This window comes from Paenibacillus solanacearum (assembly GCF_910593845.1).
Taxonomy (GTDB): Bacteria; Bacillota; Bacilli; order Paenibacillales; family NBRC-103111; genus Paenibacillus_G; species Paenibacillus_G solanacearum.
In genome coordinates, this window is record NZ_CAJVAS010000023.1 from 77347 (window position 1) to 98537 (window position 21191).

Genomic DNA, 21191 nt, shown 5'->3' on the forward strand with positions numbered 1-21191 from the left:
GTTTGGTACTGAACTCTAACGGAAATGAGGGCTCAATACATAAGGCCGCCGCGGGATCGATCGGGCGGCCTCATCAAGCACAGTAACGCTGCACACCTTTTCCTGCAAGTTTAACGCCCCTCGGCTACAAACTGTTCAATTCGCGACTTCATTGCGTCCCGAACCGCTCGAAATTGGTCCATAATTTCTTCCTCGGTGCCGATGGCCTTCGCTGGATCTTCGAAGCCCCAATGCCATTTCACAACGGTTTTATTGGAAATCACCGGACAATGTTCGTCCGCATGGCCGCATAACGTAATCACATAGTCAGCCCGATTCAAAATCTCCGGATCGATGACATCCGATGTATGGCTGCTAATATCGACGCCGGCTTCCTTCATCACCTGGACGGCACGGGGATTCAGCCCATGAGCCTCTAACCCGGCGCTTTTGACTTCGTAGCGATCATTGCCGAGCACCTTCAACAAGCCGTCCGCCATTTGGCTGCGGCAAGAGTTTCCTGTACAAAGGAAATAAACGAGTTTTTTGTTTTCTGCCATCGGGAGTCCTCCTGTTTATGTTAAGCTGCTTGGTTTGGAAAAAATTTCCGTTGGAATCGCAGCGCGACGTTGACTAAGGCAATCATCACAGGGACTTCCACAAGAGGACCGATGACGGCCGCAAATGCTGCGCCGGAATGAATACCGAACACCCCAACGGCGATGGCAATCGCCAGCTCGAAGTTATTGCCCGAGGCGGTAAATGCCAGTGTAGAAGTCACCGGATAACCAGCCCCGGCTTTTTTGCCCATGACAAACGAAATCAGGAACATAACGACAAAGTAAATCAAGAGCGGAATAGCGATCCTTACGACATCCAAAGGCAATTGGATAATCATTTCGCCCTTAAGCGAGAACATGATGATGATCGTAAACAATAAAGCGATGAGTGTGATGGGACTGATTTTCGGAATAAAGACCGTTTCGTACCAATACCGCCCTTTTGCTTTTACAAGCGAATAACGAGTCATCATTCCGGCCACAAACGGGATCCCTAAATAAATAAACACGCTCTTGGCGACTTCGGCCATCGTAATGTCAACAACGACGCCTTCCAACCCGAACCATCCCGGCAAAATCGTAACAAAGATATAGGTGTAAACGGAGTAAAACAAAACTTGAAAGATCGAGTTGGAAGCAACGAGTCCCGCCGCGTACTCCGCATCCCCTCTGCACAAATCGTTCCAAACGATAACCATTGCAATACAACGTGCTAAACCGATCATAATCAGGCCGACCATATATTCCGGATAGCCTTGGAGAAAAATAATCGCCAAGAAAAACATCAAGATCGGGCCAATGAGCCAGTTTTGAATCAATGAAATGGTTAACACTTTGCCATTTCGAAAGACACGGCCCATTTCTTCATATCGTACCTTCGCCAGCGGCGGATACATCATTAAAATGAGGCCCAGCGCAATCGGGATCGATGTAGTTCCAACTTGAAATTCGTTTAAACCGGAAACCAAATTAGGAGATACGTAGCCTAGTCCAACCCCTAACGCCATCGCAACAAAAATCCACAATGTCAAATAGCGATCCAGAAATGAAAGCCGCTTTTTCTCTTGTTTGCCCACTTGCTGTGCACCCCTTTTACTCGCATGTAACCGTCATTCCTTGTTGCTCCAATTTCCGCAGCTCCTCGGACAGATCGGGCAAATGGGACAGAGCATAACCCATTTCCTCTAACCGCTTCTCATTGATCGAATAGAACACCCATTGCCCCTTTCGCGTTTCGCGGACCAGTCCAGCACTCTTTAGACGGCTTACATGTTTAGAAATAGCCGGCTGGGAAATGTTAAAGATGGGAACAAGTTCACACACGCAGCAATCGCGAATGCGGAGCAAAGAAAGGATTTTTAGCCTTGTCGGATCGGCAAGAGCTTTCAAAATATCCGCAATCGTTTCAAATTCCATTGGCATGATGATCACCCCATGTTTTCGAAAAAACCATATAATCATATAGTTATTTATATATGGCGAAAAGTCAATACCGAAATTTCCGTTCCTCCTCATAGCCATTTTACTGAGATAAATATATAACTTGCAAAATGCAAATAAATGCAGTATAACTGTTTCATGAGGTGAAGCAACGTGGAAAATGTACGTGAACTATTTCAAATGATGACTCGTCGCTTTGGTTTTCTGAATAAAAACTGCTGTTCTGCAGGGGGCTGCGACATCTCCTTAATTCAAAGCCATATCCTTTATGAGATTGACCGCCAGCATAAGCCATCCATACAGCAAGTAGCAGAGGCGTTAGGGACCGACATAACGACATTCAGCCGGCAAGTCCAATCGTTAATCAAGATGAAATTAGTGAAGAAAACGCCCGATCCGGACGACCGGAGGGTAAATCTGCTTTCCCTAACGACGGAAGGCAAATATGTTGCGGCGTCGATTGAGCAGCAGATGAACGACTATTTAAACGAAATCTTTTCACACATGAACGATTTTGAAAAAGACACCGTCATTCGCTCGATCAAGCTATTAAACGAAGCGATGGCGAAATCGGGCCAATGCTGTTCAACCCCTTCTTGCGGTGATCTTTTTTAACAATACTTGCAATTTGCAAATATATTTAGGGAGGTTTGGAATGTCATCGGTTTTTGATGCAATCGTTATCGGGGGTGGGCAAGCCGGTCTTGCATCCGGATATTACTTAAAGAAGAACGGACTGCCATTTTTGATCCTGGAAGCAAGCACGCAGGCAACCGGTTCTTGGCCGCATTACTACGATAGTCTAAAGCTGTTTTCACCTGCTCGGTTATCATCATTGCCAGACATGAAGATACCCGGAGCTGCCACCCACTATCCATTGCGAAACGAGGTGATTCAGTATCTAAAGGGATATGCCCAGCGCTTTGACTTACCGATCCGGATGAACCAGAAGGTTGTTGCCGTGGAGAAAAGCGGGTACGGTTTTACGATCCGAACGGCAGAAGGAGACAAATACCAGGCACGAACGATCATCAATGCGACAGGCTCCTTTCATAGCCCCTACACGCCGAACATTAGCGAAAGGGAAGTCTTTCGGGGGGAGGTCCTTCATTCTTCCGCGTACCGCAATCCGGATCGTTATCGGGGACAACGAGTGGTCGTCGTCGGACGAGGAAATTCTGCGGTTCAAATTGCGGTAGAGCTGGCTGACAGCAGCCATACATCGCTAGCCGTCCTTCGGAACGTTCAGCTTACGAGAACAAAAGTTTTGGGAATTGATCTGCATTTTTGGATCAGAGCCGTCGGCTTGGATACCTTTCCATTTTGGCGATTTGGCAAAAAGCCCCCAAGTCCGGGCTCCGTTGCCGATTTGGACGATTATCGGGCAAGATTAAAGGCCGGGAAGCCAGATCAACGGGGGATGTTTACTTCTTTTTACCCCGATGGCGTCGTCTGGCCAGACGGAACGAAAGAACCTGTACAAACTGTCATCTTTGCGACTGGGTACCGTCCCAATCTGTCTTACTTTCAGTCCATCGGGGCGCTCGACGCCGAAGGGAAACCTTTACAGACAGCAGGAATCAGCATTTCCGTTCCGGGACTGTATTATGTCGGGTTGGAAGGACAGCGTTCGTTTGCTTCCGCCACATTAAGGGGAGTGGGACCGGACGCAAAATATGTTGTCCGCAAACTACGACATTATTTAAAAAATCACTTTTAGCGAGACGAGTTTTCCCATGAGCTTGAACTGGCTCCTGGCTCGCCGTGGCATACCTTATTCTTGAAGGAGAGATGATGCATGAACCAAGTAAAGAACGATCAAATTCGCCAAAATGTACGCAGCCGATATAAGGAAATCGCCTTGCAAGAATTGGAGTCAGGTTCGTGCTGTTCGCCAGCTTCAAGCTGCTGCGGATCGGCCGATGACGTTTCTTCGCAGTTAGGTTATTCAACCGAAGAATTAACCGCTGTGCCGGATGGCGCGAACCTTGGCCTCGGTTGCGGCAATCCGCAAACCATTGCGGAGCTTAAACCGGGAGAAGTGGTTTTGGACCTCGGCAGCGGCGGCGGTTTCGACTGTTTTCTAGCATCCCGGCAAGTTGGGGAAACTGGCCATGTGATTGGGGTCGACATGACGCCGGAAATGGTGAGTCGTGCCCGTAACAACGCCCTCAAAGGAGGGTTTACGAACACGAATTTTCGGCTAGGTGAGATCGAGCATCTGCCGGTCGCGGATCAAACGGTGGATGTCATCATTTCCAACTGTGTCATCAATCTTTCGCCGGATAAACAGCAAGTATTCCATGAAGCGTTCCGCGTTCTGCGCCCCGGCGGTCGTCTGGCCGTCTCCGACGTCGTGATGACGGCAGAGCTTCCAGCGGAAATCAAAAACGACTTGGATGTTTTATATTCGGGGTGTATATCCGGTGCCTCGTCTGTTGATGAGCTGAAAACGATGCTAACGCAAAGTGGATTTCAGGATGTAGTGGTAGAGCCGAAGGAGGAATCCAGGGCGTTTATCAAAGATTGGGTTCCTGGGGCGAAGGTAGAAGACTTCATTGCCTCTGCCGTGATCAAAGCAATCAGACGGTAATACATGGAATAGAAAGCATTCCGTCTTAGCATTATGGCAAAAAATAATGATTCGCCCGACGGCGACCCCCTGATAGCACCGGGCATGTCCGAAGCGGTATAGCAAGTGGAATTGCATCATTTTGCACGTACGCAAAGGAGTGCCCGTCCTTATGACCTTGTTCAACTGCGGCGGCTGCGGAAAGCTGCTTGCCGGCACCATGCAGTCGCTCTGTTCGGATTGCCTAAAATCCCGTGTGGCGCTTACCCGCCAAATCAAAAGCTTCTTGCAGGAGCATCCGAATGCGTCGCTTATGGATTTATACATGCAGACCGGGATCCCGATGCATAAAGTGAAGGACCTGTTGAAGCAGGGATAGCTTCCGGTGCGTCTCACCCGGACCAATTAAAAAAGATGTAACAAAGAGCAGTCCGCTCATCTTATGGATGGATGAGAAACAGACTGCTCTTTGGCGTATGCGAATTTATCGATTGGCCGGCGCCGTTTCGCGAGCGGGTCCGCGATTGCCGCGCTGCTTGTTCATCTGTGCCTTCAGCTCGTCCACTGTCACGCCTTTCTCCTTAGCCAACTGCTCGAGCTTGGCCTGGCGCTCCTGCTCCATTTGCGCTTTGAGCGCATCGACGGTCACGCCTTTCTCAGCAGCGAGCTGCTCGAGATTTGCGCCGCCGCGGAAGCCGCCTTGATTGCCGCGCTGCTGCTCCATCTGCGCCTTCAGTTCGTCGACCGTGATGCCTTTTTCTGCCGCAAGCTGCTCGAGCTTAGTCTGGTGCTCCTGCTCCATTTGCGCTTTGAGCGCATCGACGGTCACGCCTTTTTCAGCAGCGAGTTGCTCGAGATTTGCGCCGCCGCGGAAGCCGCCTTGATTACCGCGCTGCTGCTCCATCTGCGACTTCAGTTCATCGACGGTGATGCCCTTTTCCGCCGCAAGCTGCTTCAGCTTGTCCTGCCGCTCTTGCTCCATCTGGGCTTTAAGCGCATCGACGGTCACGCCCTTTTCGGCGGCAAGCTGCTCCAAGTTGGCGCCTTTCTTCGGCGGGATCGCATGGTTGCCCGGCGCTTGCTTCGAAACAGATGCGGCAGGCTCGGCGGCAAAGGCGGAACCCATGGCGCTGATTGCGAGCAGGGCGCCTATCGTAGTGACGAATACGGTTTTGTTCATTTTTTTCATGATGGTTTCCTCCAATGGGTTGTATTGGTTGGTACGTAATCATCATATACCGCCTGCCTGAGTTCCCCCTGAACGCCGACTTTACATTTCCTGAAAATGTTATGCCGCCATCGCTGCAAGAACAAAACAGGCTTGATTTGCAAAGCAAATTGGCCTGTGCGAAGCTTGCCAAAGCCAACCGTTCACTTTTGAGCGTTCCTTACGGATCAGCGCATGTTCCTTTCCTTTATCGGCCAAAGTATGGATATCCGCCGAACATGTTCTCAGTCCGTTTTCAGACGGGATTCAGAGCATTTTCAGCTCCGTCTGTCATAATGGGAAGGAGTGACCGTCGTTAACGGTCTACCTGCAGGAGGATTTGCTTATGGGACAGTATAAAGGAATTAAATTATTGCTCGTCGACGACGAACCGAATATAGTGCAGTTTCTAGAGCTTGGCTTGACCAATGAGGGGTACGAGGTGCAGACGGCGAACGACGGCATGGCAGCCGTCGCGGTGGCGGGCCAGTTTCGCCCGCATGTCGTTATCCTTGATGTGATGATGCCGGGGATGAACGGATTCGAAGTATGCCGTATGCTCAAAAAAAGCGACAATGCCGCCATCATCATGCTGACGGCCAAGGATGAGGTCGATGACCGGGTGAAGGGATTGACGCTCGGAGCCGACGATTACATGATGAAGCCGTTCAGCTTCGAGGAGCTGCTCGCGCGCATTCAGGCGCGTATCCGCAACCAATTCCCGAATTTGTTCGGCGAGGTGGTGGCCGGATTGTTCCGGATCGATGACCGGCGCAAAGAAATCAGCTTCGACGGCCGCGTGCTGGAGCTGTCGCCGACCGAATACGAGCTGTTGAAATTTCTCGTCATCAATCAAGGTCTTGTGCTTAGCAAGGCGATGATTCTGGATAAAGTGTGGGGATACGATTTCGGCGGCGAAGAGAACATCGTCGAAGTGTACATCCGGTCGCTGCGGGAGAAGCTGAACGACCGGGAGCATCGTCGAATCCGCACGCTGCGCGGGGCCGGGTACCGGCTCGATGTCTCATGAATGCCCTGAGAAGATTCAAGCGCGCGTGGCTCCCGAATTCGATGCGATTTAAGCTGCTGTCCCGCTCGCTTGCCGTTCTGGCCGCTTTGCTCATGCTGATCGGCTTGTCGCAGTACCTTGTGATGCAGAAGTTTATTTATAAAAATAAAGCGCAAAGCTTGCAAAGCCAAATTTTATCTTTCCCGCGCGAGGCGTGGCAGCAGCCCGAGAGCGATCCGGCGGGACCGGGGAGGCGTCCGATGCTGTTTTTGCCGGATGCGTCGATCGCGCTGGTCGATACGAACGGCGAGCTTCAAGTTATTTCATCCGGACAGCAGTTGGGCGAGCCGCCTCAGCTGACGCCGGAAGCGTACAAAGCGGCGACAGAGCGAAAGCGGGAGGTTCATTTCCAGATTCTGCGCAACAGCCGCGGGGAGGAGCAGCTTGTCGTGCTGCAGCCGGTGGATTCGCGCGGCCGCATGATGACGCTCGTGCAAGTCAGCACGAGCACCGGCCCGCTCAAGGATATACTCGCAAGACAGCTGATGACGTTTGTCGCCTTGTCCGTACTGGCGCTGCTCGTAGGCGTACTGGCTTTTTTGCCTGTGTTGAAAAGAACGCTCGTTCCGCTGTCGAATATGGTGCGGACGGTCGGGCGAATCGATGCCGGCAATCTGGCAGTGCGGTTCCCGCCCAATCAGGGACAGCAGGAAGTTGACCGGCTGGCGTCGTCGTTTAACGGCATGCTGGAGAGGCTGGAAGCGTCGTTCGAAGCGGAGAAGGAAGCAAAGGAGCAGATGCGCCGCTTTGTCGCCGACGCCTCCCACGAGCTGCGAACGCCGCTCACGTCCATTCACGGCTTTCTCGAAGTACTGCTGCGCGGCGCCATGCACCAGCCTGAGCAGCTGCGCAAGTCGCTGATGTCGATGTACGGAGAATCCGAGCGGATCAACAAGCTGGTGCATGATCTGCTGCTGTTGGCGAAGCTTGACCGGGCCCCGGTCATGGAGCTGGCGGACGGCGATTTGAACGGTGTGCTCCGGGAGATGGAGCCGCAGCTCCGGCTGCTGGCCGGAAGGCGGCATGTCGCTATGGAGCTGGCTGCGGAAGCGCGATGCTCGCAAGACGCCGACAAAATGAAGCAGGTTGTCCTGAATTTGTTCCATAATGCCGTACAGCACACCGATCCGGATAAGGGGATTATTCGGATTTCGACCGAGCGGAAGGCGGATAGCTTGGAGCTTGCCGTCCGCGATAATGGTCAGGGTATCGGGAAGGAGCATCTTCCCCATCTGTTTGACCGGTTTTACCGCAGCGAGTCGTCGCGTACGCGCAAGCAGGGAGGGGCCGGGCTCGGATTGTCCATTACGAAGTCGATCGTGGAAGCGCACGGCGGCGCCATTCACGTCCGGAGCGCGCCGGGACAAGGCAGCGAGTTTGTGGTAGAACTTCCGGAAGGGGAAACCGGGCAAGCGGGGATGGAGCAAGGCGACGCATGATGAAACGGCTCTTTTCTTTTCGCGGACGACGGCGAAAGAAAGGGCCGTTTTCTTGTGGGCGCGAGCGCCTTGTAGTAAAAAAATGCATGGATCATTCTATCATTTTATCCTCAACTTTGTTTCCCTTCGATATAATAAAAATGGTTTATGTTGGAAAGGAGTGGTGTCCTATTGGCAGGGAATAAGGCTTGACGGCAGCGGAAAGGAAGCGATGTTGTTGTATCGGCGTTAAGCCGAAAGTTTTATTTTTGAAAGCGGATACATAATGGTGCGACAGACGATGTGAAAACCCATTTCGAGTTGAATAAGGAGTGATTTCATACGTGCACGCAGCAATGAAGATGTTAAACTCGGTTCGGCTTAAGTCTCTTAAACTTTGCTTCGTCGCCACGGTCATTGCCGCACTTGTTGCCGGCGCATTTCCCGTATATCCCGTACATGCGGAGACAGCCGCCGCCGCTGCGGAGGGCCTTGTTCCGGAAGGGCCGAGCGTACTTGTGAACGGCGGCTTTGAGCAAGCCTCGAATGGATTGCCCGCCAACTGGAACAAATGGGTGGCCAGCGGCAGCCCGCAGTTCGCTTCGGACAGTCAGACCGTAAAAGAAGGGAGCCGCTCCCTGAAAATACAGTCGGCGGAAACATCTCGGGGCAGCATGACGCAGTCGGCCCGTGTGGAGCCGAATCAAAATTACCAGCTTAGCGCCTGGATCAAGACAGACAACATTGTTTCAAACGATAGAGGCGTCGTTCTGCGGTATCAGTTCTCCGATGTCGACGGCAAAAAGATCGGTGCGGACATGTTCACCGCAGCCCGCAAAGGAACGGGCGATTGGCAGCAGCTGACGCATAAGATGGCGGTACCGTCCGGAGCCGTCAAGGTGCTGGTCGAGCTGTTCCTGTGGGGAGCGACCGGCACCGTATGGTTTGACGACGTGCGGCTTTCCAAGACCATCGCGATCACAGATCTCATCTCGCCGTCGCATCCGCGGCTGCTCGCGACCGCAGCGGATTTCGAAGCGCTGAAGGGACGCATTGCGTCCGACGCCCGGCTGAAGAATTGGTACGGATTGCTGCTTGCCAAAGCGGACAAGATGCTGACGGAGCCGCCTTCCAAGTATGAGCTGCCGGATGGCGTGCGGCTGTTATCGGTCAGCCGGAAAGTGATCGAGCGCATCCATAACCTCGCACTTATATACCGGCTGACCGGCGACGCCAAGTACGCCGAGCGGGCGTGGACGGAGCTGGAGGCGGCGGGCAATTTCAAGGATTGGAACCCGAGCCATTTTCTCGACACGGCAGAAATGACGCATGCCTTCGCCATCGGCTATGACTGGCTTTACGATTATTGGTCAGCGGAACGCAGGGTGTTTTTGCGCAATGCGACGGTAACCAAAGGGTTCGGTCCGGCATTGACCGGCTACAACAAACCGGACTTCTGGGTCACGACGACCAACAACTGGAACTTTGTCGTCAACGGCGGCATCGGCATGGGGGCGCTTGCTTTCGGGGATGAGCCGGAAGTGAAGGCGACGGCGGAAGATTTGCTCCAGCGAGGGTTTGCCTCGCTGCCGAATGCGCTGCCCCAATGGGCGCCGGACGGCGGATGGTATGAAGGCCCCGGCTATTGGAGCTATTCGATCCAATATATCGGCCTTTATTTCAAAGCGCTTAAGACGGCACTCGGCACCGACTTCGGCTTGTCTCAGAGTCCCGGTCTGCCGCTGAACGGGGATTTCCCGATCTATACGTCGGGGCCGGTCAATCAAACGTTCAACTTTGCTGACGCAGGGTCCGGTATTCCTAACGCTCCTTCGCTGTACTGGTTCGGCTCCGATTTTAACAAACCGGAGTACGGCTGGTGGCAGACGCAGCGGATCGACAAAAATCCGTCGCCGCTCGATCTGCTCTGGTATGTGCCGAGCAGCTATCCCGGTCCGCGGGCGGCGGGGGTCGGCCTCGACAAATACTTCCGCAACGTGGAGGCGGCGACGTTCCGCAGCGCCTGGGAAGATCCGAACGCGCTGTTTGCAGGCTTTAAAGGCACGAGCAAGGAAAAGAACCATAACAACCTCGACGCCGGCACCTTCGTGTTCGATGCGCTCGGCGTAAGGTGGGCGCAGGAGCTCGGCTCCGACGATTACAACTTGCCCGGCTACTTCGGCAATCAGCGATGGACGTACTACCGGATGAGGAGCGAAGGCCAGAATACGCTGGTGATCAACCCCGGTGAAGGACCGGATCAAAATCCAAACGCAACGATCAATTTGAAACGGGTTGAATCGACGCCGCGCGAAGCGCTGGCCGTTGCCGATCTGACCTCTGCTTATGCGGATCAAGCAATCAAGGCCGAGCGGGGCATTCGAATGCTCGATTATCGCCGCCAGTTCCTGGTACAGGACGAAGTGCAGGCCAAGGCGCCGTCCGAGTATTGGTGGTTCATGCACACCTCTACACAGATCGACCAGATCGATCCGAACGGCCAGTGGGCGATGTTGAAGATGGGCGGCAAACGGCTGTGGGCCCGCATCTTATCGCCGGCGCAGGCGAAATTTGTCGCGATGGATGCGCAGCCGCTGCCGACCTCGCCGAACCCCGGCGGGCAAAACCCGAACAACGGCATTCGCAAGCTTGCCATTCATATCGAAAACGTGCAGGACTTGCGCTTGTCGGTACTGATGGTGCCGCTGCGCGAAGGGGAAGCCTCGCCGTCCGCGCTGCCGCCGGTCGTGCCGCTGTCCGACTGGCAAACCGACAGCACGGCGCCGCCGCTGCTCAGCGGTATTTCCGTAAACGGCGCGCCGCTGACAGGCTTCTCGGGCGAGACGTTCACGTATGATGCGTCCTTGCCATCAGGCGCGACGACCGTGCCGGTCGTCACCTCGACTGCCGCCGATTCTGGCGCGGAGGTAGCCATCCAACAAGCGGCCAAACTGCCGGGGACGGCCTGGATCGACGTGAAGCTTCCCGGCGGAGCGTCTTCACGGTACGCCGTTCATTTTCCCGGCAAAGTCGGTGCTGGCGAGGCCGGACTGCCGGTGATCGCTGTAGCCGCCAGTGCCGATGACGGGAACGTGGCGGAAAATACCATCGATGACGATATGGCGACCCGCTGGTCCGCGGAAGGCGACGGACAATGGATTCGCTACGATCTGGGCGCGCCGGCGGCGGTGCGAAGCGTGTCCATCGCCTGGTATAGAGGAAACGAGCGTACGTCCGCCTTCGATATCGAGATTTCAAGCGATGGTACGAATTGGACGCAAGCATACAGCGGCACAAGCTCTGGTATATCGGCCGAGCTGGAGAACTATGCGATCGGAGAACGCATTGCACGTTATGTCCGCATCGTAGGCCGGGGCAACTCGCAGAACAAATTCAACAGCATCGTCGAGACCCGTATCTACTACCGGATCGCTCCGGAGCAAAATAAAGCGCCGGCTTTGAAGAGCGTGACCCTGACATCCGACGCGACGGATTTGAAGGTGACGCAGACGGCGAAGCTTGCCCTCACCGGTACGATGACGACCGGCACACCGGCCGATCTGCAAGCGGCAAGCGTACAGTATCACTCCAGCAATCCGGCGATTGCGAGTGTTGACGAGAGTGGCGTGGTATCGGCCAAAGGGGAGGGGACGGCCCGCATCACGGCCACTGTGACACTCGGAGGCTATCTGAAGTTCGGCAGCGTTCCGATGACGGTCATCGATCCACTGAACCGGAAGCTGTATCCGACGCACGATACGTTTGTCCGGGACGGCACCTATGCCGACACCAATTATGGTACAACCGGCACCTTGACGGTTAAAAAGAGCAGCCCGGGCTTTGAGCGGCAATCGTTTCTGCAGTTTGACCTGAAGGGCGTCGCCGGCGAAGTTGAATCCGCCGTGTTGTCGTTATATGGCGTCGTAGCCGACAGCGGCGGAACGGAAGCCGATCAGACCGTTCATGCGGTGGAAAGCGACGACTGGTCGGAGAAGAGCGTGACGTGGAACAATCGGCCGGCCTTGGGAGACGCCTTGGCGACCGTAAGAGCCGACAGCACGGCGGCTTGGCGCAATTTTGACGTCACCGGCTATATCAAGGCGCAGCTGACGGGCGATAAGACAGCGAGCCTTGCCGTGACGCAGGATGCGGCCCCGGGGCTGGCAACCAACTTCAATTCGAAAGAAAGTGCACAGTTCAAACCGAATTTGACCCTCAAGCTGAAAGACGCGAATGCCCCGCGGATCACCGTCACCGGGGTAACCTACGGTCAAGGTTATGCGGGAAGCGCGACTCCGATGGTTACGGCGGAGGATGCGGAGAGCGGCGTCCAGTCGTTAACCGTTACGCTGAATGGCGGGACGTACGCTTCGGGAACTCCGATTACGGCAGCAGGACTTTATACGCTGCGGGCGGAGGCAGCCGATTTTGCCGGAAATAAGGCGACGGAAGCGGTCACCTTTGCCGTTTATGACCCGAGCCGGGGTCCGGTCACCGCAGCAGGCTGGTTCGCTGTTGACCGTGCCATGGCGGTAACGGGCAGCGTTAATGGCGTCATCGGCGGCGACAATGGCGACAGCAATAACAGAGGCAATGCCAAGCTTCATTTGGAAGCGAACCTTGGTTACGGAACCGGGCAAGGGCTGACTGGAAGCTTGAGGCTCCATATCGAGCCGGGGGGACTTCGCCTGGACCTGCAAAAGATCGGATTTCTGGTCATTGAGGGCCAGAGCGCCATTGTGCAGGGGACAGCATCCGGGTCGGATGGAGGCAGGTACACGGTGCGCATGGCGCTGAGCGATCCGGAAACGAAAGGAAAGCCGTCTCCGACGGTATCTCTCACCGTATGGAAGGAGGGCGGCGATTCGACGGTTTGGGAATATACGGAGCAGCCGCTTACCGGAGCCGTAAACATCCGCAACAAGTAGATCATCGCGATAAACAAACAGGAGTACTTCAAACCGCTAGCATATAACTGCGGCTTGAAGTGCTCCTTTTTATTGGCTGGTCAAGCCGGCTTCCTTGCGCAAGCTTGCGGACCGGCCGGCCGGACTTCGCCGCCACAGCAGCCACGCCGCGGCCGTCAGCGCAGTCAGTACAGCGGCGGCCGCGCCGATCCCGGGGAGGCCGAAGGCGCCGAGCAGCGCGAATGCGGCTACCGGGCCGAGCGCCGCGCCGACGTCGACGACGGTCGTGTACGTCGTCATATAGGCTACGGCAGAGCCGCCCGCCGCCGCGTCCGCCGCCAGCGCGTCCGACAGCGTGTTGATGGCGGTATTCGCCAGCATCACGCCGAGCAGGACAGCAAGCCACGGCGCGAACGGGATCGGCAGGGGCAGCAGCGCCATGCCGCAAGCGGCGATGCCGAGCGCACTTAGGTAGAGCGGCAGGCGGCCGCGAGGCCCGTCGGACCAGCGCCCGATCCAAGGCGATAAGAACGGTGACCACGCCCAGCGCAGCGCCTGTACGAGGCCGGCAACCGAGGCGGCGCCGAGCGCAAAGCCCCAGACGGGGAGTGCTTCGCCGCCGGGCAGATGGGCGGCGATGAGCGGGCTGAGGCTGGCGATCAGCAAGCCGTAGAAGACGACGCCGACCATGAAGCCGGAGGCGAGCGTGAGCGCTGCCTTCGCATTCAGCGTGCTTCGCAGCGAGGCGGAGGCGGCTTGCTGCGCCGGCGCTGCGGTGGTGGCCGGCACGAAGCGCCACGCCAGCGGCAGGCCGGCCAGCGTTACGGCACCGAGCAGCAGCGCGACGAAGCGCACGCCGATCAGGTCGGCGAGCAGGCCCCCGGTCAGCATGCCGACGAGGCTGCCGACGCCGACGATGCCGTTGTAGCTGCCGAGCAGCCGGCCGCGGTCGCTGCTTCCGGCCGCTTCCAGCACGGTCAAGTAGCCGCCGATGCGCAGCATGGACCAGGCAGCGCCCCATAGCGCACGGGCGGCGAGGAGCATCCAGAAGCCGGTACCGAGGGCGAAGGCGAACGTCGTCAGACAGGCAAGCGCAGCGGCAAGCAGGAAGCCGGTTCGTTTGCGCAGCCGGCCGTACAGCCAGCCGACAAACGGATTGAGCGGCAGACGGACGAACCGGTTGACCGACAGCAGAATGCCGACCTGCCAGAGCGCATCCAGGCCGAAGGATGCCCAGTAGATCGGCAGCACGATGTACAGCATGGAGTCGCCGAGCAGGCAGGCGGCGGTCACCCAGGCCGTCATGCGGACGGCAAGGCGGTGAGTGTCGTTCATGGACCGAGGCTCCTTCCAAGCGGTTTGTTGTTACTCATTGTACATGGAAAAAGGGGAATAAAAAGAGTAAACTGAGTTCATTCATTTTCCCCTTTTGGACAAATCGACAAAGGAGCGGGCAAGCCCATGCAGCTTATTGAGCATTATATCCGCCTGGTTCAACGGCTGAAGCCCCGGCTGGCCGACCGGGAAGCCGAAGTGTCGCTGGCCGAGCTGTCCGACTGGCTGCACTGCACCGAGCGCAACGTGAAGCTGCTGCTTCGGGCGATGGGCAAGCAGCAATGGATTCGCTGGCAGCCCGGGCGCGGACGGGGCCGCAAGTCCCGGCTGCTGCTGACCGCGGAGCCGGAAGAGCTTGTCCTGGCCCACGCCGGCAGCTTGCTGCGCGAAGGGCGGATTCAGGAAGCGATCGGGCTGGTCGAGCAAGCGCCGCTTGCGGAGCGGGGAAGATTGCGGTTCCACGCGCTGCTGGAGGAAGCGCTCGGCTACCGCAAGGAGACGGTGGCGGGCACAGCGCCTGCGGAAGTGCTGCGGTTCCCGTCCTATCGGGAGCTCGGCTCGCTCGATCCGGCCTTCGCGACGCGCCGTACCGAGCTGCATATGATCCGGCAGCTGTTCGATACGCTGGTCGTCTACGACCGGGCGTCCAGCCGGTTCGTGCCCGGACTCGCGCATCACTGGGAAGAGGAGCAGGATGGGAGCGTCTGGCATTTTTATTTGCAGAAGCACGTGAGATTTCATCACGGCGCGCCTTTCACCGCGCAGGACGCGGCCTGCACACTGCAGCGGCTGGCGGATCGGCAGGCGGGCTCGCCGTACAGCCCGTTGTTTGCGCCGGTCCGGTCCGTCGCTTGCCCGGACGGGCATCATCTGATCGTGCGGCTGAACGGAGCTTATCCGGCGCTGCTTAGCTTGCTTTCGGCGGCCTGCGCTTCGATCGTGCCAGCGGAACGCGCGGACGATTTCGGCCGGCTGCCGGTCGGCACCAGGCCGTTTCGCCTGTCGCGCCGGGAGGAGCGGCTGCTGGAGCTCGCGGCCAATCCGGAATATTACGGGCGTGCCGCCCATCTGGACCGCGTGGAGATGTGGCATGTTCCTGGCGTGTATGAAGGGCGGATCGGGCAGGACGAGCTGGGCTCGCTCAATTTCCGGCACTACTGGGAGCGGCGCTACGTGATGCATGAAGAAGGCTGGCGGGAAGTGCAGTGCACGGACCGCGGCTGCAAATACATTCTGGTCAATACAAGGAAGGCGGGCCCGCTGCAGGATGCCGCCCATCGGGAGAAGGTAAGCCGGCGCATTCGCTCCATTCCGGAGGAATGGGCGGGTTCGCGGCCGGAAGGGAACCAAGGGCCGCCGGCCCTTCGATTCATCCGGGATTTGGAAACGCAGCAAGACGAAGGCTTGTACGCGGAGGCGCCGCCAGCCGCCGGGAACGGCGCCGCGTTTCCGGCGGATCGTCCGCTGAAGCTGTTGACGTACGCGGGAGCCGGACATGAGCGCGATGCCGATCGCATCAGGGAGGCGCTGCGCAGCGAAGGCTTCGAGGCGGAGATCCTTCTCGTCCCGTATGACCGGATCTATATCGATGCGAGCGTAGAGGAAGCCGACCTGCTCCTGCTGGAGCAGCCGGTCGACGAAGACGAGGAGTGGACGCTGATGACCTTGCTCGCCAGCCCTCACAGCCCGCTGCGGCTTTGCTTGCCGGAGGCGGAAGGGCAACGAATCGACCGGCTGCTCGCGGACTGCGCCGGAGAATCGTCCCGTTCGCGCAGAATCGGACTGCTGCTCGAGGCGGAGCGGCTGGCGATCCGCTCTCGCGCCGTGATCGTCTGGTACCGCTGGCAGCAAGCCGCCGCCTTTCCTCCGGCGCTGCGCGGGGTCACGATCAACTCGTTCGGCTGGGTTAACTATAGAGACCTTTGGTTCGCCGACTCTCCCGCTTGGTGAGCCGTCCGCCCGTCCGCGCAGCCGTTGCGACTGCGCGCGCGAACCGGGGCAGCGGCGATTAGCGCGCGAGATCGTCTTTATCTTTCGGCGTGTCGACGCCGTCATGCTTGCCGTTCCCGTTAAACAGCGTTTCGGTCAGCGACCGCAGCTTATCAAGCACTTTGCCGTAACCGAAGCCGACCAGAAAGGCGATGCCGATCTTCGCTCCGATCGAATCGTTCGTTTGCAGCAGCAGTACGCCGCTTTGGAACAAAATAATCGTAATGATCGCGGCGCCGCCGCACTTGATCGGCCGAAGCAAATACCACATGAGCCACCGCTCCGTCATCGGCGCGTCGTAATATTCATGCAAGAGCCGCAGGGCGTACAGCGTTCCCCCGATCGCCCCAGCCATGGCGTACAGCGCGAATTCTTTGACGGCCTCCAGCTTGATGCCTCCCCAGCTTTGCAGCGTTCCGCTATACACCAGACCGAAGAGCCAAAAACAGCCGACGAACCATATCAGCAAATACAGCGCCACCGCGAGCTTATGCCGTTGCCCTTTTGGAAACATACAGGCCTCCCCCCTTTCCCCGCATGTTGCGTTCTTGCTTCAACATATGAAGCGAGGCGGACGAGGGTGCGTGCCACGTGCGAAATCACAGGCGCGACGGCCGATCTGCTCGGCACTTGAGCCGTTTTTTTGCCGCGTGCAGCGAAAACGGTATGCGGGAATGAAGACGTGAAGACAGCAGTAGTACAAAAATACGAACGGATGGAAAATGTTGTCGACAGCATTGATGACGAAATCATGCTTTCATTTGATTGAAATGGCGCTCGTTGTACATTACCATGTACTTGTGACGGCATGTTATCGTTTACAATAGGCGGCGAATGGTTTACCGGAACACACCGCGCTGCTGCTTGCATAGCCCTGCGGCAGGGGAATGAACGAATCGAACCAAACGAATCGATGAGGAGCGAATCATATGAAAATCAGAGGCATCGCGCACCGGGGCTATCCGGTCAAATACGCGGAGAATACGCTGACCGCCTTTCAAGCGGCGTACGAATTGGATTTTACCCATCTGGAGCTGGACGTTCACCTGAGCAAGGACGGGGTGCCGGTGCTGATGCACGACTATGCGATCGACCGCATGACCGATGGCAAGGGGCTGATCCGCGATTACACGCTGGAGGAGCTGAAGCGGTTCACCGTGAAAGGCACCGACCCGATTCCGACGCTGGAGGAGGCCATGCAGCTGCTGAAAGGCAAGATGAACGTACTCATCGAGCTGAAGCAGGCGGGCGATATGTACCCCGGGCTGGAAGAAAAAGTGCTCGAGGTGGTACGCCGCACCGATACGCTTGATCAGTCGCGAATCATAGCTTTTGACCATTTCGCCCTGGAACGGGTGCGTCAGCTCGATCAGGATATTGAGCTTGGGGCGCTGTGCTCTGGCAGCTTGCCGCATGTGTTTCCTTTTCTGAAGCAGATCAGGTGCAATTTCCTGGGCATCCAGTTTCGCTTCGTTACGCCGCGCTATGCGGCAATGATGGAGGAGCAAGGTATCATCTCCGGCCCTTGGCCGATAGAGACGATAGAAGATATGGAGCAGATCGCCGCCCATTATCCGACCGCGCTCATTACGACGAACCATTTGGAGCGGTGGGCGGAATTTTACCGCAATCATCCGGAACTGCACGTATAGAGATCGATGGGGCATTGGTTCCATCGATGCCAAACAATTGTGAAAAGCATGGAAGGCATCACCCTGACATCGGATAGATGACGGGGTATTGCTTTTGAAAATTATCTTTACTACACTAACGCGTTGTTGTATTATCGTATTATCGTAATAAACAAACATGTCGAAGGAGTGATTGTTTTGTCCCCCATATCGTCATCTGACCGTATCTTTGAAGTGGAGACCCGTCAAGCGCTCGGCAAGCTCAAGCCGTATTCCCCGGGCAAGCCAATCTGGGAGGTGCAGGAGGAGCTCGGGATTGAGCGCGTCATCAAGCTGGCATCGAACGAGAACCCGCTCGGCGCTTCGCCGAAGGCGCTGGAAGCGGTGCAGCGCTTCCTGCCGGAGCTGCACCGGTATCCGGATGCACAGGCCGTTCATTTGCGGAAGGCGATCGCCGAACGGACGGCGCTGGCGCCTGAGCAGCTGATCGTCACGAACGGGGGCGACGAGCTGCTGACGCTCATCTCAGAAACGTTCCTGGAGGCGGGCGACGAGATTGTTGCGCCGTCGCCGACCTTCAGCGAGTACGAATTCGGCGCCACGCTCATGGGGGCGGTCACCGTCCCGGTTCCGTTTGCGGACGGCTTCCGTTTCGACGTCGACGCGATCCTGTCTGCCGTAACGGAGCGGACGAAGCTTGTGTGCATCTGCTCTCCGAACAACCCGACTGGGGTGTATTTGCCGCAAGACGAGCTGCGCCGCTTGCTCGATGCGCTGCCGAAACGGGTGCTTGTCTTATACGACGCGGCGTACAGCCATTACGTGACGGCGGAAGACTATTCGAACGGGCTGGAGTTCGTGCGCAAGGGCTATCCGGTCATTGTGCTGCAGACGTTCTCCAAAATATTCGGTCTTGCCGGCATTCGCGTCGGCTTCGGCGCCGCGCCCGAGGACATTATCCGCAGCATTTTGCAAGTGAAAGAGCCGTTCAACGTGAACGCGCTGGCTCAAGTGGCGGCCGCCGCGGCGATTGCGGACGAAGACCATATCAAGGCGTCGTGCGAAATGAATTCGCAGGGTCGAGCGCAGCTGTACGAGGGGCTGCGGAAGCTCGGATACGGATGGACGGAGAGCATGAGCAATTTTGTGCTGGTTCATCTGGGCCCGGATGCCGCGCGTATCGGCGACGGCCTGCTGCATCGGGGCATCATCGTCCGTTCCGGCGCCGCGTGGGGGCTGCACGAATACGTGAGGGTGAGCATTGGCACGGCGGAGGAAAACGGCCTATTCCTTGAAGCACTGTCGGAGTTGCGCTGAATAGCTTAGCGGCCTGGATTCGTGCCGGGCGGGCAATAACATGCGGCTGCGGGACTAACCCGCCAGCCGCCTCTTTTTTTAAGGCCGATTCCCCCGAATACGGCGGGAAATGAAGGTTGACAAAAGTGCGGGCGTCTCTTACAATTACAAAATCATTCGGTGATCCGGGGTGCCGGATACGCATTTGAAGCTTGGGGAGGACTTGAACGACTTGGACAGCGTTTGGCATATCGATACGTTAGGCGTCGTATTGCGGTTGACATTGGCGGTCATTTTAGGCGGAGCCATCGGATTCGAACGGGAATGGAAGAAACGGGCTGCCGGCTTTCGCACGCATATTCTCGTATGTTTGGCCGCGGCATGCTTAATGGTATTGTCCATATACGGGTTTGAGGATTTTTATTCCGATCCTGCCAACTGGACGGAGGATTCGGGAGGCGATCCCAACCTGCTGGCCGACCCGGCGCGACTTGCGGCCCAGGTCATCAGCGGCATCGGATTTTTGGGAGCCGGCGCGATTTTGCAGAAGAACGAATCCATCATCGGTTTGACGACGGCGGCAACGGTATGGGTCGTCGCGGCAGTCGGTTTATGCGTAGGCGCGGGGTTTTATTACTGTGCGGTTCTGCTGACGGTCATGTCGCTGTTCACGCTGACCGGTTTGAAATACGTCGAAGGCTGGTTCCGGATCAAGAAGCAGCAAAGCGAGAAATAGACGTTTCCATAACAAAAGACGCGCTCTCCGATAAGGAGGCCACTGAAGAACTTATGTTTTTCTACAGGCGTCTGGCACAGGTTGCAAAAAAGACATCTACCTCCATTTTTTAGGGGGGGCGGATGTCTTTTTTTGGGGCTCTAAATCGGTTTACTCGCTGTGTTTTTTAATCTATCAGTTTCAATATTCGCTTTAGATTTACAGCGAATATAGTCATTGCACCTTGCATTTCCATACCAAGCAGACCCGAGGATGTAGCGACATCATACCCGTGTCCATGTTTAAGTTCACTGTTCTTTGCTTCAATTTTGTACCTCTCCTTGGACTTCTCCTTGAAGTATTCCGTCTCTTGGAAGGCCATCTGCTCCAAATGTTCATTGGATTTAATGGTTACGGAATACGTCTTACTTTTGGCACCTTCTTTGTAACAGCCTTCTTTGATTGGACAACGCTTGCATAGCTCTACATCAAAATAATAAGTAATCGCCTGGTTTTGGCCGACACCTTTTTTACCCTCTCGGGCCTTTCGGGTCGCCATGTGACCAGTTGGACATACGTACATGCCGGCATCTTTGTTGAACAGAAATTCGTCTTCCTTCTTGCGGCTTCCTTGCGTGATGAGCGGATTGAGTTTTGCTATGAGTTCAATCTCGCTACTCTTCGTGTATGAAATATTATCCTTTTCCGAATACGCAGTATCGCCAATGACAGTTTTGACCTGCATGCCGGCTGCTTTACTTTTTTCGATGAGCGTTTGTAATTGTTTGCCATCATTCTTCTCACCAGTTGTAATGACAGCCGCTGTGATAATACGTTCCTCGGTCATGGCTAGATGTGTTTTGTATCCAAAGAAAGCGGAGTCTGCGCTCTTGTGTCCCACACGCGCATCCGGATCTGCCGCCACACGAAGTTGCTCGACGTCATCTTCCACCGTCTCCTTCAACAAGTTGAGCGGCTCCAAAATTTTCGGCACTTGTGCGATTTCGGATTCGGTTTCGATGAAGGCGACAAGTTTTTGGCAATACTTAATTTCGTCTTCGAGTACGTTGCTC

General features: G+C 56.2%; 18 protein-coding genes. 11 read left to right on the forward strand and 7 right to left on the reverse strand.

Annotated elements, in window-relative coordinates; translation table 11 throughout:
- Positions 1-110 precede the first annotated feature (110 nt).
- From arsC to KXG62_RS21690, 3 genes are read right to left on the reverse strand one after another with little or no spacing between them, the layout of a single operon-like run.
- Positions 111-539: an arsenate reductase (thioredoxin) gene (gene arsC, locus KXG62_RS21680; protein WP_218094104.1), complete on the reverse strand. Its 429-nt coding sequence runs from the start codon at positions 537-539 to the stop codon at positions 111-113.
- A gap of 20 nt (positions 540-559) precedes the next feature.
- Positions 560-1615, reverse strand: a complete 1056-nt coding sequence (gene arsB, locus KXG62_RS21685) for an ACR3 family arsenite efflux transporter (RefSeq protein ID WP_218094105.1) — start codon at positions 1613-1615, stop codon at positions 560-562.
- A gap of 16 nt (positions 1616-1631) precedes the next feature.
- Positions 1632-1955 carry an ArsR/SmtB family transcription factor gene (locus KXG62_RS21690; RefSeq protein WP_218094126.1) on the reverse strand — a complete coding sequence of 108 codons (324 nt, stop codon included), beginning with the start codon at positions 1953-1955 and terminating at the stop codon, positions 1632-1634.
- A 177-nt stretch (positions 1956-2132) separates the two neighbouring features.
- On the opposite strand from KXG62_RS21690, the gene KXG62_RS21695 reads away from it, so the two are divergent.
- The 4 genes from KXG62_RS21695 to KXG62_RS21710 all read left to right on the forward strand — a co-directional run bounded on the left by KXG62_RS21695 (position 2133) and on the right by KXG62_RS21710 (position 4930).
- Positions 2133-2594 carry a MarR family winged helix-turn-helix transcriptional regulator gene (locus KXG62_RS21695; protein ID WP_218094106.1) on the forward strand — a complete coding sequence of 154 codons (462 nt, stop codon included), beginning with the start codon at positions 2133-2135 and terminating at the stop codon, positions 2592-2594.
- A gap of 40 nt (positions 2595-2634) precedes the next feature.
- On the forward strand, positions 2635-3699 hold the full coding sequence (locus tag KXG62_RS21700; RefSeq protein WP_218094107.1) for a flavin-containing monooxygenase: 1065 nt from the start codon (positions 2635-2637) through the stop codon (positions 3697-3699).
- A gap of 78 nt (positions 3700-3777) precedes the next feature.
- Complete coding sequence (locus tag KXG62_RS21705) at positions 3778-4572, forward strand: arsenite methyltransferase (RefSeq protein WP_218094108.1); 795 nt, start codon at positions 3778-3780, stop codon at positions 4570-4572.
- A 151-nt stretch (positions 4573-4723) separates the two neighbouring features.
- Positions 4724-4930, forward strand: a complete 207-nt coding sequence (locus KXG62_RS21710) for a hypothetical protein (protein WP_218094109.1) — start codon at positions 4724-4726, stop codon at positions 4928-4930.
- Between the two features lie 105 nt (positions 4931-5035).
- Here the strand turns inward: KXG62_RS21710 and KXG62_RS21715 are convergent, their stop codons facing one another.
- Positions 5036-5740 carry a hypothetical protein gene (locus tag KXG62_RS21715; protein WP_218094110.1) on the reverse strand — a complete coding sequence of 235 codons (705 nt, stop codon included), beginning with the start codon at positions 5738-5740 and terminating at the stop codon, positions 5036-5038.
- A gap of 364 nt (positions 5741-6104) precedes the next feature.
- Here KXG62_RS21715 and KXG62_RS21720 point away from each other — a divergent pair, with 364 nt between their 5' ends.
- The 3 genes from KXG62_RS21720 to KXG62_RS21730 all read left to right on the forward strand — a co-directional run bounded on the left by KXG62_RS21720 (position 6105) and on the right by KXG62_RS21730 (position 13173).
- Entirely contained in the window at positions 6105-6788 is a 684-nt protein-coding gene (locus KXG62_RS21720) for a response regulator transcription factor (protein WP_218094111.1), read from the forward strand.
- A complete protein-coding gene (locus KXG62_RS21725) occupies positions 6785-8266 on the forward strand; it encodes a sensor histidine kinase (RefSeq protein ID WP_218094112.1) in 1482 nt (493 codons plus the stop codon). Before KXG62_RS21720 ends, KXG62_RS21725 begins: the two co-directional genes overlap by 4 nt.
- Before the next feature lie 335 nt (positions 8267-8601).
- The gene (locus tag KXG62_RS21730; RefSeq protein ID WP_218094113.1) at positions 8602-13173 is read left to right on the forward strand and encodes a CBM96 family carbohydrate-binding protein; all 4572 of its coding nucleotides are present in this window, start codon (positions 8602-8604) and stop codon (positions 13171-13173) included.
- A 69-nt stretch (positions 13174-13242) separates the two neighbouring features.
- Here KXG62_RS21730 and KXG62_RS21735 read toward each other — a convergent pair whose 3' ends face one another.
- On the reverse strand, positions 13243-14487 hold the full coding sequence (locus KXG62_RS21735; RefSeq protein ID WP_218094114.1) for an MFS transporter: 1245 nt from the start codon (positions 14485-14487) through the stop codon (positions 13243-13245).
- 126 nt (positions 14488-14613) lie between these two features.
- Between KXG62_RS21735 and KXG62_RS21740 the strand changes: the two genes are divergently transcribed.
- Positions 14614-16437, forward strand: coding sequence for an ABC transporter substrate-binding protein (locus KXG62_RS21740; RefSeq protein ID WP_218094115.1), 1824 nt, complete (start codon positions 14614-14616; stop codon positions 16435-16437).
- A 58-nt stretch (positions 16438-16495) separates the two neighbouring features.
- Here KXG62_RS21740 and KXG62_RS21745 read toward each other — a convergent pair whose 3' ends face one another.
- The gene (locus tag KXG62_RS21745) at positions 16496-16990 is read right to left on the reverse strand and encodes a hypothetical protein (protein WP_218094116.1); all 495 of its coding nucleotides are present in this window, start codon (positions 16988-16990) and stop codon (positions 16496-16498) included.
- A gap of 415 nt (positions 16991-17405) precedes the next feature.
- On the opposite strand from KXG62_RS21745, the gene KXG62_RS21750 reads away from it, so the two are divergent.
- From KXG62_RS21750 to KXG62_RS21760, 3 genes are all read left to right on the forward strand, one after another.
- A complete protein-coding gene (locus tag KXG62_RS21750; RefSeq protein ID WP_218094117.1) occupies positions 17406-18128 on the forward strand; it encodes a glycerophosphodiester phosphodiesterase in 723 nt (240 codons plus the stop codon).
- Between the two features lie 177 nt (positions 18129-18305).
- Positions 18306-19424, forward strand: a complete 1119-nt coding sequence (gene hisC / locus KXG62_RS21755) for a histidinol-phosphate transaminase (RefSeq protein WP_425517368.1) — start codon at positions 18306-18308, stop codon at positions 19422-19424.
- A 211-nt stretch (positions 19425-19635) separates the two neighbouring features.
- Entirely contained in the window at positions 19636-20139 is a 504-nt protein-coding gene (locus KXG62_RS21760; protein WP_218094118.1) for an MgtC/SapB family protein, read from the forward strand.
- A gap of 166 nt (positions 20140-20305) precedes the next feature.
- Here the strand turns inward: KXG62_RS21760 and KXG62_RS21765 are convergent.
- The coding region (locus tag KXG62_RS21765) for a transposase (RefSeq protein ID WP_218094119.1) at positions 20306-21191 on the reverse strand (886 nt) is incomplete at its 5' end.

Bases quoted from the DNA above. Each gene is read 5' to 3' on its own strand.
- KXG62_RS21690 (WP_218094126.1), bottom strand. From the start codon at position 1,955: ATGGAATTTGAAACGATTGCGGATATTTTGAAAGCTCTTGCCGATCCG.
- KXG62_RS21750 (WP_218094117.1), top strand. From the start codon at position 17,406: ATGAAAATCAGAGGCATCGCGCACCGGGGCTATCCGGTCAAATACGCG.
- KXG62_RS21715 (WP_218094110.1), bottom strand. From the start codon at position 5,740: ATGAAAAAAATGAACAAAACCGTATTCGTCACTACGATAGGCGCCCTG.
- arsC (WP_218094104.1), bottom strand. From the start codon at position 539: ATGGCAGAAAACAAAAAACTCGTTTATTTCCTTTGTACAGGAAACTCT.
- KXG62_RS21705 (WP_218094108.1), top strand. From the start codon at position 3,778: ATGAACCAAGTAAAGAACGATCAAATTCGCCAAAATGTACGCAGCCGA.
- KXG62_RS21730 (WP_218094113.1), top strand. From the start codon at position 8,602: ATGAAGATGTTAAACTCGGTTCGGCTTAAGTCTCTTAAACTTTGCTTC.
- KXG62_RS21700 (WP_218094107.1), top strand. From the start codon at position 2,635: ATGTCATCGGTTTTTGATGCAATCGTTATCGGGGGTGGGCAAGCCGGT.
- KXG62_RS21720 (WP_218094111.1), top strand. From the start codon at position 6,105: ATGGGACAGTATAAAGGAATTAAATTATTGCTCGTCGACGACGAACCG.
- KXG62_RS21745 (WP_218094116.1), bottom strand. From the start codon at position 16,990: ATGTTTCCAAAAGGGCAACGGCATAAGCTCGCGGTGGCGCTGTATTTG.
- KXG62_RS21740 (WP_218094115.1), top strand. From the start codon at position 14,614: ATGCAGCTTATTGAGCATTATATCCGCCTGGTTCAACGGCTGAAGCCC.
- KXG62_RS21710 (WP_218094109.1), top strand. From the start codon at position 4,724: ATGACCTTGTTCAACTGCGGCGGCTGCGGAAAGCTGCTTGCCGGCACC.
- KXG62_RS21735 (WP_218094114.1), bottom strand. From the start codon at position 14,487: ATGAACGACACTCACCGCCTTGCCGTCCGCATGACGGCCTGGGTGACC.
- KXG62_RS21725 (WP_218094112.1), top strand. From the start codon at position 6,785: ATGAATGCCCTGAGAAGATTCAAGCGCGCGTGGCTCCCGAATTCGATG.